General features: G+C 72.3%; 9 protein-coding genes and 1 pseudogene. 6 read left to right on the top strand and 4 right to left on the bottom strand.

Annotated elements, in window-relative coordinates:
- Positions 1-17 precede the first annotated feature (17 nt).
- Entirely contained in the window at positions 18-335 is a 318-nt protein-coding gene (locus tag ACIBNE_RS29345) for a chorismate mutase (RefSeq protein WP_399277165.1), read from the bottom strand.
- 20 nt (positions 336-355) lie between these two features.
- On the bottom strand, positions 356-1234 hold the full coding sequence (locus ACIBNE_RS29340; protein WP_399276765.1) for a helix-turn-helix domain-containing protein: 879 nt from the start codon (positions 1232-1234) through the stop codon (positions 356-358).
- 166 nt (positions 1235-1400) lie between these two features.
- Here ACIBNE_RS29340 and ACIBNE_RS29335 point away from each other — a divergent pair, with 166 nt between their 5' ends.
- From ACIBNE_RS29335 to ACIBNE_RS29320, 4 genes are all read left to right on the top strand, one after another.
- A complete protein-coding gene (locus ACIBNE_RS29335; protein ID WP_399276763.1) occupies positions 1401-3173 on the top strand; it encodes a beta-galactosidase in 1773 nt (590 codons plus the stop codon).
- 422 nt (positions 3174-3595) lie between these two features.
- Positions 3596-6082, top strand: a complete 2487-nt coding sequence (gene pepN, locus ACIBNE_RS29330) for an aminopeptidase N (protein WP_399276761.1) — start codon at positions 3596-3598, stop codon at positions 6080-6082.
- Between the two features lie 217 nt (positions 6083-6299).
- Complete coding sequence (locus ACIBNE_RS29325; RefSeq protein ID WP_399276759.1) at positions 6300-7706, top strand: pyridoxal phosphate-dependent decarboxylase family protein; 1407 nt, start codon at positions 6300-6302, stop codon at positions 7704-7706.
- Positions 7703-9148 (top strand): lysine N(6)-hydroxylase/L-ornithine N(5)-oxygenase family protein, encoded by a 1446-nt coding sequence (locus tag ACIBNE_RS29320; protein ID WP_399276757.1) that lies wholly within the window; start codon positions 7703-7705, stop codon positions 9146-9148. The genes ACIBNE_RS29325 and ACIBNE_RS29320 overlap by 4 nt, the downstream gene beginning before the upstream one ends.
- Before the next feature lie 24 nt (positions 9149-9172).
- Here the strand turns inward: ACIBNE_RS29320 and ACIBNE_RS29315 are convergent, their stop codons facing one another.
- Positions 9173-10984 (bottom strand): bifunctional metallophosphatase/5'-nucleotidase, encoded by a 1812-nt coding sequence (locus tag ACIBNE_RS29315; protein WP_399276755.1) that lies wholly within the window; start codon positions 10982-10984, stop codon positions 9173-9175.
- A gap of 235 nt (positions 10985-11219) precedes the next feature.
- Here ACIBNE_RS29315 and ACIBNE_RS29310 point away from each other — a divergent pair, with 235 nt between their 5' ends.
- Positions 11220-11936 carry an SIMPL domain-containing protein gene (locus tag ACIBNE_RS29310; protein ID WP_399276753.1) on the top strand — a complete coding sequence of 239 codons (717 nt, stop codon included), beginning with the start codon at positions 11220-11222 and terminating at the stop codon, positions 11934-11936.
- A gap of 331 nt (positions 11937-12267) precedes the next feature.
- On the opposite strand, the gene ACIBNE_RS29305 is transcribed toward ACIBNE_RS29310, so the two are convergent.
- A complete protein-coding gene (locus tag ACIBNE_RS29305; RefSeq protein WP_399276751.1) occupies positions 12268-12912 on the bottom strand; it encodes a TetR/AcrR family transcriptional regulator in 645 nt (214 codons plus the stop codon).
- A gap of 141 nt (positions 12913-13053) precedes the next feature.
- Here ACIBNE_RS29305 and ACIBNE_RS29300 point away from each other — a divergent pair.
- A pseudogene (locus tag ACIBNE_RS29300) lies at positions 13054-13983 on the top strand (RNA polymerase sigma factor); the annotation flags it as partial.
- Positions 13984-14061: the final 78 nt, after the last annotated feature.

The raw sequence follows: 14061 nt of genomic DNA, 5'->3' as shown, positions 1-14061 counted from the left end.
ATCGGATCGTGTGCGGATCAGACGTTCGACGATTCGTTCGCGATCGTCTCGTGGTGCCGGATGACCTCGGCGATGATGAAGTTCAACAACTTCTCCGCGAACGCCGGATCCAGGTTCGCGCTCTCCGCCAGCTCCCGCAGCCGGGTGATCTGCCGCGCCTCCCGTGCCGGGTCGGCGGGCGGAAGGTGGTGCTCCGCCTTGAGGTGACCGACCTGCTGGGTGCACTTGAAGCGCTCGGCCAGCATGTGCACGACGGCCGCGTCGATGTTGTCGATGCTCTCGCGGAGCCTGGTCAGCTCGGCTCGTACCGATGCGTCGATGTCGGGGGTGCTCATGGTCAGCGAGCTTACGTCGGTCACGTGGCGATCGTGGGAGGGTGCTCCGGATCGGGGACCTGCGTCGACCAGCCGCCCGGCACCGTCCGCCCCTGCTGCTCGCGGAACCGCACCGGGGCGGTCCCGACCCGCCGCGTGAAGAGCCGCGAGAAGTACGCCGGGTCGTCGTAGCCGACGCGCCGCGCCACCGCCGCGACCGGCAGCTCGGTCGCGACCAGCAGCTCCTTGGCGCGGCCGAGCCGGATCCCCAGGAGGTAGTCCTTGGGGCTGCACCCGGCGCCCCTGCGCACCGCCGCCCGCAGCTCGGCCGGCGTCATCGAGTGCCGCGCCGCGTGCTCGGCGACGGACAGCGGCTGGAAGGCGTCGCGTGCCAACGCCTGGAGGACGGGGTCGCCGTCCGGGCTGACGTCGGCGCGGGCGCGGCGCAGGGCGACCAGCAGCTCGTGCACGGCCGCGCCCGTCTCGACCTCCAGGAGCGGGTTCCCGCGCCGCGCGGCACGCGCGATGCGCCCCACGGCGGCACGGGCCGCGGCGGTGTCGGAGAGCGGGACGACGGGCCTGTCGGGCTCGATGTAGCCCAGCTCGGTGTAGGTGGCGGCGGCCGGGCCGCCGAAGTCCACGAAGCACTCGTCCCAGCCGGTCCCCGGATCGGGGGCGTAGTGGTGGGTCCTGCCCGGCGTCAGCCAGATCAGCGCGGGGGCCGTGACGGTCGTGCGCCGCCCGTCCGCGTCCTTGAACCAGCCGCTGCCCGAACTGATGACGACGGCGACGTGGTGGTCGAGGGTGCGGGGCCCCACGGTCGGCAGCGCGCCGTGCTGGAGCCCGACACCGAGGCAGACCAGACCGAGGCGCTGGTGGAGCGGGCTGGGAGTGAAATACCGCATCCAGGTGTGATACATCCCTTTTCTTCCTCCCCTGCCCGTCGGCCGTGCACGCCAACGACCGTTGGCCACTTCTTTGTGTCCAAACAGAACCGATCTTTGTCCATGGACCGCGTCTCTCGCCAGAGGCCAGGGTGGCGCAGAACGTACGGGGCGAGAGCACGGGGCAGAAAAGGGGCGGGACGTGGCCGAGTTCACGGTCGGGGACCAGGACTTCCTCCTGGACGGACAGCCGGTGCGCCTGCTGTCGGGGGCGCTGCACTACTTCCGGGTGCACGAGGAGCAGTGGGACCACCGCCTCGCGATGCTCCGCGCGATGGGCCTCAACTGCGTCGAGACCTACGTCCCCTGGAACCTCCACGAACCCGCCCCCGGACACCACGCCGACGTCGAAGCCCTCGGCCGCTTCCTGGACGCCGCGCGGGCGGCGGGACTGTTCGCGATCGTGCGTCCGGGCCCGTACATCTGCGCGGAGTGGGAGAACGGCGGCCTGCCGCACTGGCTCACCGGCGAGCTGGGACACCGCGTCCGCACCCGCGACGCCGTCTACCTGGGCCACGTCGAGCGTTGGTTCCGCAGACTGCTGCCCCAGGTCGTCGCCCGCCAGCTCGGCAACGGCGGCCCCGTGATCATGGTGCAGGTCGAGAACGAGTACGGCAGCTACGGATCCGACCGGGTCTACCTGCGCGAACTGACCGCACTGCTGCGCTCCTGCGGCGTCACCGTCCCGCTGTTCACCTCCGACGGCCCCGAGGACCACATGCTCACCGGCGGCTCCGTCCCCGGCCTCCTCGCCACCGCCAACTTCGGCTCGGGAGCCGCCGAAGCCTTCGACGTCCTGCGGCGCCACCAGCCCAAGGGCCCGCTGATGTGCATGGAGTTCTGGTGCGGCTGGTTCGACCACTGGGGCGAGGAGCACGTCGTGCGCGACGCCGCCGACGCCGCGCGCTCGCTCCGCGAGATCCTCGCGGCCGGGGCGTCGGTCAACATCTACATGGCCCACGGCGGCACCAACCACGCGGGCTGGGCGGGCGCCAACCGCGCGGGCGACCTCCACGACGGCCCCCTGGAACCCACCGTCACTTCCTACGACTACGACGCCCCGATCGACGAGCGCGGCAGGCCCACCGAGAAGTTCTGGCTCTTCCGCGCGGCACTGGCCGACACCCTCGCCGAGTACGGCGCCGAACCCGCCGAGCTGCCCCCGGCCCCCGCCGCGCTCGCCGCCCCCGTGCGGATCCCCCTCACCGACCGGGCGCCACTGGCCGCCGTCATGGACGCGCTCGGCGGCCCCGAGACCGAGACGGGCACCCCGCCCACCTTCGAGGACCTGGGCGTCGATCGGGGCCTGGTCCGCTACCTGGTGGACGTCCCGGGCCCCCGCAAGCCCTACCCGCTCGGCGTCGTCGGCCTGAGGGACCTCGCGGTCGTGTACGTGGACGGCAAGCGCGCGGGAACCCTGAGCGGTGCGGACGGCGCCATCGGCGCCGCGCTCGACACTCCCGTCGCCGGCCCCGCCCGCGTCGAGCTGTGGGTGGAGTCGCTGGGCCGGGTCAACTACGGCCCCTTCGTCGGCGAACGCAAGGGCATCACCGGCGGCATCCGCCACGAACGCCAGTACCTGCACGGCGTACGGGCCCAGGGCCTGCGGCTCGACGCACTGGACGAGGCCGCGGAGACCGTGGACTGCCTGCCGTACGGACCGGCCGCGGGGGAGCCGGGACTCTACCGGGCCCGGTTCGACGTCCCGGCGGGCGGCGCGGGCGACTGCGGGCTGCGCCTGCCCGGCTGGACCCGCGGATTCGCCTGGGTCAACGGGCGTTGTCTCGGCCGCTACTGGGCGGCGGGACCGCAGGAGACGCTGTACGTGCCGGGCCCGGTCCTGCGGGAGGGCGCCAACGACCTCTGGATCCTGGAGCTGGAGGAGGCGGGGGAGCACGCGGAACTGGCCGAGTGACGGCTTCCGCGGCCGCCCGGCCGCCCGGCCGCTGGCGGGGCGAGGGCCCCGTCACCCGGGGGCACCGCCTTTCGCCTGCGGCGGAGTGGGTACGCGCGGCGTCTGCCCCGCACTCGCGCAGTTCCCCGCGCTCCTTTGAAGGGCCGCGGGGAACGGCGCGAATCCTTTGGCGCCCCCGGCAGGTTTCCGGGAAGGGGCGGGGGACGCCCCCGCGCAGCGGCCCCCACCGGCCCGCAGGTGGGCCCCCGACCCCGCACCCGCCCCATACGCCCCGCACCCCGCGCCCCGTCCCGCACCCGTCCCGCACCCCGCGCCCGCAGCACCGCACCCGCCCCCTCCCGCGCCTTCCGCCGCCCGCGAACGCTTCGATTCGGCCAGGGACCCCCATGTACCGGCCGTACCCCATCAGGCAGCATGTCCCCATGTCCGTACTGACGCGCGACGAAGCGCAGACCCGAGCCCGAATCCTCGACGTGCACCGCTACGAGGTCTCCCTCGACCTCACCCGCGGCGACGAGACCTTCGCCTCCACCACCCGCATCCACTTCACCGCCCGTACCGCCGGGGACACCTTCGTCGAGCTCAAGCCCGCCACGCTGCACACCATCACGCTCGACGGACAGCCCCTCGACCCCGAAGCGCTGACCGAGAACCGCTACCCCCTCCCCGGCCTCGCCGAGGGCCCCCACGAGCTGCACGTCCACACCGACATGCGCTACTCGCGCACCGGTGAGGGCATGCACCGCTTCACCGACCCCACCGACGGCGAGACGTACGTCTACACCCAGCTCTTCATGGAGGACGTCCAGCGCGTCTTCGCCGCCTTCGACCAGCCCGACCTCAAGGCGGTCTTCGAGCTGTCGGTCACCGCCCCCGAGGCGTGGACCGTCCTCACCAACGCCGTCGCCACCCGCACCGCCCCCGGACAGTGGCAGGCCGCCCCCACCCCCCTGATCTCCACCTACCTGGTCGCCGTCGCCGCCGGCCCCTGGCACTCGATCACCACCGAGCACGCCGGACTGCCCTTCGGCATCCACTGCCGCCGCTCGCTCGCCCCGTACATGGACGCCGACGCCGAGGAACTCCTCTCCGTCACCCGCGACTGCTACGACCGGTACCACGAGAAGTTCGAGGAGCCGTACCCCTTCGACTCCTACGACCAGGCCTTCGTCCCCGAGTTCAACGCGGGCGCCATGGAGAACCCCGGACTCGTCACCTTCCGCGACGAGTTCGTCTACCGCTCCGCCGTCACCGAGACCGAGCGCCAGACCCGCGCCATGGTCATCGCCCACGAGATGGCCCACATGTGGTTCGGCGACCTGGTCACCCTCCAGTGGTGGGACGACATCTGGCTCAACGAGTCCTTCGCGGAGTACATGGGCTACCAGACCCTCACCGAGGCGACCCGCTTCACCGACACCTGGACCGACTTCGCCATCGTCCGCAAGGCCTGGGGCTACGACGCCGACCAGCGCCCCTCGACACACCCGGTGGCCCCCGACCCGGACGCCGTCCCCGACACCGCCTCCGCGCTCCTCAACTTCGACGGCATCTCCTACGCCAAGGGCGCGTCCGCCCTGCGCCAGCTCGTCACCTGGCTCGGCGAGAAGGACTTCCTCGCGGGCATCAACGCCCACTTCGCCCGGCACAAGTTCGGCAACGCCACCCTCGCCGACTTCATCGACAACCTCGCGTCCGCCACCGACCGCGACGTCCACGCCTGGGCCGAGCGGTGGCTGAGGACAACAGGCGTTGACACCCTCACCGCGGACGTCACCGGCGACACCGCGTGGACGCTCTCCGTCGACCAGGACGGCAGCCGCCCGCACCGCATCGCCGTCGCCGCCTTCGACCCCGACCCGGTCGACCCCGACCGGCTCGCCGAACGCGACCGCTTCGAGATCGACGTGCCCCAGCAGGCGCCCGTGACCCGCCCCGGCCGCCGCCCCGCCCTGGTCGTCCTCAACGACGGCGACCACACCTACGCCAAGGTCCGTCTCGACGCGGACTCCTTCAAGACGGCCGTGCGCGCCCTGTCCGCCGTCCCCACGCCGCTGACCCGCGCCGTCGTCTGGAACAGCGCCCGCGACATGGTCCGCGACGGCGACCTCGCCCCCACCGCCTACCTGGCGGCCGCCCGCGCCCACCTCCCGCTCGAATCCGACCTGGCGATCGTCCAGGGCGTCCTCGCCTTCGCCCACGGTCAGATCGCCGACCGCTACCTCGACGCCCAGGACCGGCCCGCCGCCCTCGCCCTCCTCACCGACCTCACCCGCGACCTGCTGCGCCGCACCGAGGACGGCAACAACCCGGGCCTGCGCCTGACCGCCGTACGCCACTTCATCGACGCCGCGGCCCAGCCCGACACCATCGCCACCTGGCTCTCCGAAGGCACCGTCACCGGCGGCCCCGAACTCGACCCCGAGCTGCGCTGGCGCATCCTCGCCCGGCTCGCCGTCCTCGGCGCCACCGACGAGCGGGCCATCGCCGCCGAACTCGACCGCGACCGCAGCGCCACCGGCGAGGAAGGCGCCGCACGCTGCCGCGCCGCACTCCCCACCCCCGAGGCCAAGGCCGCCGCCTGGCAGGCGATGTTCGCCGGCGACGACCTCTCCAACTACCTGCTCACCGCCACGGCCCAGGGCTTCTGGCAGCCCGAACAGGCCGACCTGGTACGGGAGTACGTGACCCGCTTCTACCCCGACGCCGTCGCGCTCGCCGCCCGCAGGGGCCCCGCGATCGCCGAGGCGGTGGGCCGCCACGCGTTCCCCGTCCACGCGGCCGACGCCGAGAGCCTGGCCCTGGGCGAGAGCTGTCTGGCCGAGACCGACATGATCCCCGCCCTGCGCCGCAAGCTCGTCGACCAGCTCGACGACCTGCGCCGCGCGTCGAGCGTCCGCGAGGGCTGACCCCGACCGGCGGGGACAGGACCGGGGACGGGACCGGGGACAGGGCCGGGGACGGGACCGGGAACGGTCGAACAGGGGACGGTCGAACAGGTGCCGGTCGCGGCGCCATAGCACGTACGCACGACCGTACGGGCGCCGCGACACGGCAGTACCACTTTCGGGTCGGGATCGTTGAGCACGGCGAACACGCCGCCCGAACCCTGTACAGGCTGATCCCATGAGCACCCCGCCCCTCGCCGGAGGAACCGCAGGCCCCGCCGCGCTCCGCCCCCTCCTCACCGCGGCCGTCGACGCACTCGCCGTCGGCGCCGCGGAACGCGGCGGGCCCCTCCCGGCGGGCGGACCCGACGCCGTCACGGCCCGGGTCCGCGCCGCCCTCGGCGAGGCGCTCCCCGACAAGGGCACGGGCCCCGAAGAAGCCCTGCGCACCCTCGTGAGCGTGCTCGCCGCAGGCGCCGCCGACCCCGCCGACCCGCTCTGCGCGGCCCACCTCCACACCCCGCCGCTCGCCCTCGCCGTCGCCGCCGACCTCGCCGCGAGCGCCCTCAACCCCTCCATGGACTCCTGGGACCAGGCCCCCGCCGCGTCCGCCCTGGAAGCCGCCACCACCCGCGCCCTCGCCGCCGAGGTCTACCCCGCGGCGGCCGCCCCCGACGCCCTCGTCACCACCGGCGGCACGGAGTCCAACCAGCTCGCCCTGCTGCTGGCCCGCGAGCGCCACGGCACCGTACGGCTCGTCCACGGCGCGAACGCCCACCACTCACTGGCCCGCGCCGCCTGGCTCCTCGGCCTCCCCGAACCCGTCACCGTCCCCGCCCCCAGCGGCACCCTCGACCTCGCCGCCCTCGACGAAGCCATCACCGACCTGCACCGCCCCCACTCGCCCGTCCTCGTCGCCGCCACCGCGGGCACCACCGACGCCGGACTGATCGACCCGCTCCCCGACATCGCCGACCTCTGCGAGCGGCACGGCGCCGAACTGCACGTCGACGCGGCCTACGGCGGGCCGCTCCTGTTCAGCGACACCCACAAGGGCCTCCTGCACGGACTCGACCGCGCCCGCTCGGTCACGCTCGACCTGCACAAACTCGGCTGGCAGCCCGTCGCGGCCGGACTCCTCGCCGTCCCCGACCGCGCTCTGCTCGCCCCGCTCGGCCTGCGCGCCGACTACCTCAACGCCGACGACGACACCGAGGCCGGCCTCCCCGACCTGCTCGGCCGTTCGCTCCGCACGACCCGCCGCCCCGACGTCCTCAAGATCGCCGTCACCCTCCGGGCACTGGGCCGCGACGGACTCGCCGACCTCGTCGACCGCGTCCACGCCGCCGCACAGCAACTCGCCGACCTCGTCGAAGCCGCACCCGCGCTCGAACTCCACCGGCGCCCCACCCTCACCACTGTCCTCTTCCGCCCCGTCGGCGCCGACGACGCCCGCATCGCCGACGTCCGCCGAACCCTCCTCACCACGGGCCGCGCCGTCCTCGGCCGCGCCCGCGCCGACGGCAGGCTCTGGCTGAAGGCCACCCTCCTCAACCCGCACACCACGCCCGAAGACCTCACCGCACTGCTCAACGCACTGCTCACCGCGCTGAGCACCGTCCTGGAAGGCAGCACCGTCCGATGACCGAAGAGACGCCCCCCGCCCCGGCCGGCCAACCCGACCAGCACGACCAGCCCCACGACCTGGTCGGCATCGGCATCGGCCCCTTCAACCTCTCCCTGGCCGCCCTCGCCGACGGCGTCCCCGGTGGAATCGCCGCGACCTTCTTCGAACAGCGCCCCGCCTTCCACTGGCACCCCGGCATGCTCATCGAGGGCGCCAGCCTCCAAGTCCCCTTCCTGGCCGACCTGGTGACCCTCGCCGACCCCGCGAGCCCCTGGTCCTTCCTCAGCTACCTGCGCAGCCGCGAGAGGCTCTTCCCCTTCTACTTCTCCGAGCGCTTCCACATCCAGCGCGCCGAGTACGACGCCTACTGCCGCTGGGTCAGCGGCCGCCTCGCCGGACTCCACTTCGGCCACCAGGTCGACGCCGTCCGCTGGAACCCCGAACGCTCCCTGTTCGAGGTCGATTTCACCCAGCTCGACACCGAGGGCGAGGCCGAGGCACTCGGCCGCGCCTACACCCGCAACGTGGTGCTCGGCGTCGGCACCGAACCCTTCGTCCCCGAGCCCCTGAAGCCGCTGGCCGAGGCGCCCACCGTCCCCGTCATCCACTCCGCCGACTACCTGGAGAACCGCCAACGCCTGTTGGCGGCCGAACACGTCACGGTCATCGGCTCGGGACAGTCCGGCGCCGAGATCTTCCTCGACCTGCTCCGCTCCCGCCCCGCCGGCCGGGAGAAGATCCACTGGCTGGCCCGCACCGAGGCCTTCGCGCCCATGGAGTACTCCAAGCTCGGCCTCGAACACTTCACCCCGGACTACAGCCGCTACTTCCACGCGCTCCCGGAGTCCGTGCGCGACGAACTCGTCCCCCGGCAGTGGCAGTTGCACAAGGGCATCGACGCCGAGACCATCACCGCCATCCACGACGAGCTCTACCGCCGCACCCTGCACGGCGGCTGGCCCGACGCCGTCCTCACCCCCGGGGTCTCCGTCCGCACGGCGGGCCGCGTCGCCACCACCAAGGTCGAGCTCCACCTCGAACACCGCCAGCAGGCCACCCGCTCCCGCCTCACCACCGACGCGGTCGTCCTCGCCACCGGATACCGCGAGCGCCCCCTCGACCGCATGCTCGCCGGGCTCGACCCGTACATGCGCCGCGACGCCTCGACCCGCCCCCGCGTCGACGAGCAGTACCGGCTGATCCTCGACCCGTCCGTCACCGGCACCGGCTGCAACGTCTACGTACAGAACGCCGAGCGGCACACCCACGGCGTCGGCGCCCCCGACCTCGGTCTCGCCGCCTGGCGCAGCGCGACCATCCTCAACGACCTCACGGGCAAGGAGGTCTACCCGCTCCCGGCCCGCACCGCCTTCACCACCTTCGGCCTCGAACGACCGCAGACCCTCCCGCGCCAGCAGAGCGCGCGGAAGGGCCTGGTGCCTCTGGTCGAAAGGACCTGAGAAGAGGTTTGGAACGAAAACCGGTCAGAAGACGGGCACGCCGTCCCGGGTCAGCTTCCAGTCCACCGAGGCGAACAGGGCCGGGTCGACCGTGCCCTTCGCCTGCACCCAGCGGATGATCGTGTTGCGGATCTCGTCCGAGTCCGCCCACAGCTGCTTCGCGGCGGCGACGTGCGGGAACGCGCCGCCGCCACTGGCCCGGTAGTTGTTGACCGCCAGCACGAACTGCGCGTTCGGGTCGATCTCCTTGCCCCCGAACGACAGCTTCACGATCCGCGAACCGACCGGCTTGGCGATGTCGATCTCGTACGTCAGCCCGGACACGGCGTCGTAGTTGTAGTCGGGGGTGTTCTCGGCGTTCGTCAGCTTCGACGTGTCGACCGGACCGCCGGCCGGGGTCCGCACGTAGTACTTCGCCGAGTACTCCAGGTACTCCTTGAGCTGCTTGCCGGTCAGCAGGCGCGCCTCAAGGGTGTTCTCGAACGGGTACAGACCGGCCGCGTCCTTGATGGTCACCTGGCCGGACGGGATGCGGGCCGTGCGCGAGAAGCAGGACGCCTGCGACAGCACCGGCAGCGCCGCGTACTGGCCGCCGGCCAGCGCCGCCTTCACGGTCTCCGCCTGCACGTGGTTGATCAGGTCGATGATCGGCTCGTCCTTCCACGGCGCGTCCGCCGTGGTCATCGCCGCGGTCGAGGTGCCGATGACCTGGTTGACGTAGGCCACGACCTTCTTGTGCTCGTCGCCGAGCAGCCGGGTGATCTTCGGGTCCTCGGCGACGGTGTTGGAGTTCAGCACCTGTGCCGAGACCTTCTCCACCGTCCAACGGCCCTTGCTCCACACCAGGTCGAAGTCGAAGAGCGTGAGGCGCTGGCCCCACTTCAGCGGCTCGGACAGCACGACGTCCTTGCCGGTCTCCTTGTTCTTCACCCGGTACTCGGGGATCTCCGTGTGCGCGTGCCCGACCAGGATCGCGTCGATCCCCGGCACCTGCTCCGCCACCAGACCCGCCGCGTTCTCGATGTGCGGGAGCTGGTCACCGTAGGAGGACGTGCCGCTCGAACCGGAGTGCGCCGAGACGATCACCACGTCGGCACCCATCGAACGCAGCCGCGGCACGTACTTCGCCGCCTGCTCCTCCAGACCGGGGAAGGTCATCTTGCCCTGGACGTTCGCCTTGTCCCAGATCGCGATGCCCGGGTTCGTCAGCCCGAGGACCGCCACCTTCACGTCACGGCCGAACGGGGTCCGCACGCGCTTGATGAAGTACGGGGGGAACGCGGGGCGCAGCGTCTTCGCGTCCAGCGCGTTCGCGCCGAGCAGCGGGAAGTCGCACTGCTCCTCGAACTTGCGCAGCACCGGGATGCCGTAGTTGAACTCGTGGTTGCCGAGCGCGGCGGCGTCGTAGCCGATCGCGTTCATGGCCTGCGCCATCGGGTGGACCGGACCGCGCCTGGCGGTGATCGGGTCGATCTTGGCGTAGTAGTACGAGAGCTGGGTGCCCTGGATCGTGTCGCCCGCGTCGATGAGGAGGGTGTTGCGGCGGCCCTTCTCCTCGCGCACCTGGTTGACGAGCGTGGAGATCTTCGCCAGGCCCACGTCGTTGTGGGCCTTGTCGTCGAACTCCTTGTCCGTGAAGTAGTCCCAGTTGAAGACGTTGCCGTGCAGGTCGGTCGTCCCCATCACCGTGAAGGAGTAGCGCTTCGGCGGACGCCCGTGGCCGTGTCCGTGGCCGGGGCCGTGGGCCTCGGCCGGTACGGCGGCCGCGCCCGCGACGGCCACACCGGCACCCGCCGCGGCCGACCGCTCCAGGAACTTCCGACGATTAAAGGGCATTTCCACTCCTTTGTGACAGTGCGCATGGTGCACAACGCGCGTAGATTCTGACCTGTACACCCCACGCCCCGACACCCCCTCAGGGTTGCGATCTGGTGACTGCCGAATGTCGGACCGGGATGCGAGAGTGGACGGAACCACGCGCCCGGTACCCGTGCCGGGGGCCGTTCGACCAGGCCGGACCCGGACAGGGACCGCGCACCAGGCCGCACCACGCCGTACGAGGGAGCCCGCCGTGACCACCGCCGACACCCAGCCCGCCGCCCCGTACGGCACCCCTGAGACCCCGCGCGTCGCCGTGCGCGGCGAAGCGCGGCTCGAAGTCGACCCCGAGATCGCCCGCATCGGCATCACCGTCAGCGCGCGCGGCACCGACCGCCGCTCGGCACTGGAGGACCTCACCCGCCGCAACGCCGAGGCCGTCGACCTCGTCAAGACGTACGGCGAGGCGGTGGAGAAGCTGGAGACCGGGGCGTTCTCCATCGCGCCCGAGCTCACCAAACGGGGCAAGGGGGAGCGGGTCCGCACCTACCACGGCTCGGTCCACCTCACCGCGGAGCTCTCCGACTTCACCGCGCTCGGCGAGCTCACCACCCGGCTGGCCGACCTCGAACTGACCCGGGTCGACGGCCCCTGGTGGGCGCTGCGCCCCGACTCCCCGGCACACGGCGAGGCCCGCCGCCAGGCCGTGCGGGAAGCGGTCCAGCGCGCCCGCGAGTACGCCGAGGCGCTGGGCGCGGGGCTCGCGGCGCTCGTCGAACTGGCGGATCTGGGCGCGGAGCGCGCCGAGGCGTACGGGATGCCGATGGCGGGGGGCATGCGGATGGCTGCGTACGGCGGCGGGGCTGTGGAGGAGGGGGTGCCCGTGCTGAATCTGGAGCCCGAGCGGCAGGTGGTGCTCGCTCAGGTCAACGCGCGTTTCACCATGACGCCCCCGGATTTGTCCGCGTAGCGGGGGCGGGTGCGGCGGGGGCCTGGGGCGTGCGGTCCCCGGAGGTCCCGTTGCCCGGGGCTGGGGCCTGGGCCGGGTGCGAACCTGCGGCCCGGTGGTGGCTTGCTCGCGCAGTTCCCCGCGCCCCTGACGGGGCGCGCCTGTGCTGGACGGGCCCGTTCGGCACAGCCCACCTAGGGGCGCGGGGAACTGCGCGACCAGCCACCCACCGGGCCGCAGGTTCGCACCTGCCCCCGGCGAGGCTTCGGGGAGGGACACCGCCCGCCGCAGGCGAGACGTCCGCCCGGGGGTGCGGCGCCCCTTCCGTCCCGTACCCCTCCGTCCCGTACCCCTACTCCGCGAACAGCGGCTCCAGCAGCGCGAACACCCGCCGCGCCTCCTCCTCGTGCGCCACCGCGATCTCCGCGTTCGACGCTCCCGACAGCGTCCGCTCCAGCAGTCGCCCGAACAGCAGCCGCAGCGCCGCCCCCAGCTGCGCGGCCACGGCGGCCGACGTGATGCCGTCCGAAGGCGCCCCGCCGCCCCCCGCCCCCGCCCCCGTCTCGGCCTCCGCCAGCACCCGCGCCACCGCCGCCTCCCGTTCCTCGTGGAAGACCCGCAGGCGCGCCAGCAGCGCAGGGCTCTCCACGATCATCCGGGCGAACGGCTCCCCGGAGAACCCGATCACGGGATCGTGCCGCTCCACCGCCGCCAGGTAGTGCTCCCGCAGCGACACCAGGGGACTCACGCCCCCCACGAGCCCCTCGGCCACCACACGCGCGGGGCCGGAGACGAAGACCTCACTCAAATCGAGTACCAGATCCTCCTTGCGGGGGAAGTAGTTGGTCACCGTCATCTTCGCCACGCCAGCCGCCGCCGCCACCTCAGCGATCGTCACCCGGTCGAAGCCGCGCTCGATGAACAGACCCGTCGCGGCGTCCGAGATCACCTGCCGGGTCTGTTGCTTCTTCTGCTCACGCAGGGTCTGTGCACTCATGGGAACCACCCTCTCATAGGTCGGACCTAAATTTATGCTTGACCTAGTCACTAGGTCCAGCATAAGTTTAGGTCCGTCACAAGATCTCGACCGAAAGGCACCGCCTTGCCCACCACCCACGCTGCCGCCACCACCGCCACCGCCGTCGCCCGCAAGGCGACCCCCGCCGCCCCCGCCGTCGACCCCGCGGGCGACTACCTCAAGCGGATCGGCCGCATCCCCCTCCTCACCGCCGAACAGGAAGTGACCCTCGGCCAGCGCGTCCAGGCCGGCATCCGCGCCGAAGAGGAGATAGCCGCCACCGGAAACCCCACCCCCGAGCTGGAACGCCTCTCGCTCGACGGCCGCCGCGCCAAGAACCACATGCTCGAAGCCAACCTCCGGCTCGTCGTCTCCATCGCCAAGCGCTACACCGGCCGCGGCATGCTCTTCCTCGACCTCGTCCAGGAGGGCAACCTCGGACTCATCCGCGCCATCGAGAAGTTCGACCCCACCAAGGGCTTCAAGCTCTCCACGTACGCGACGTGGTGGATCAAGCAGGCCGTCGGCCGCGCCCTGGCCGACCAGGCCCGCACCATCCGCGTACCCGTGCACATGGTCGAGGAGATCAACCGCCTCGCCCGCACGCGCCGCGAACTCGCCACCACCCTCGACCGCGAGCCGACCTCCGACGAACTCGCCGCCGCACTCGACATCACCCCCGAGCGCGTCGCCCGCATCCAGGGCTACGACCGCACGCCCATCTCCCTGCACACCCCGCTCGGCGACTCCGCGGGCGACTCCGAACTCGGCGACGTCATCGAGGACACCAGCACCCCCGCCCCCGACGAGACGGTCGCGGCGGGACTGCTCAGCGCCCACATCCGCGCCGTGCTCGACACGTTCACCGAGCGCGAGGCGGGCGTCATCACCCTCCGGTACGGACTCGACGGCGGCGACCCCCGCACCCTCGACGAGATCGGCAAGTACTACGGCGTCACCCGCGAACGCATCCGGCAGATCGAGGCCAAGACCATGGCCAAGCTCCGCCTCCCCACCCGCGCCAACAGCCTCCGCGGCTACCTCGGCTGACCGCGCCGACGGTTCCGAGGGCCCCTAGGGCCCCGCCGGAACACCCCGTTCAACTGCTCATCGGAGCAGCACCCCGCA

Source organism: Streptomyces sp. NPDC050504 (assembly GCF_044458065.1).
Taxonomy (GTDB): Bacteria; Actinomycetota; Actinomycetes; order Streptomycetales; family Streptomycetaceae; genus Streptomyces.
This window is presented reverse-complemented; position numbering and strand designations above follow the sequence as displayed.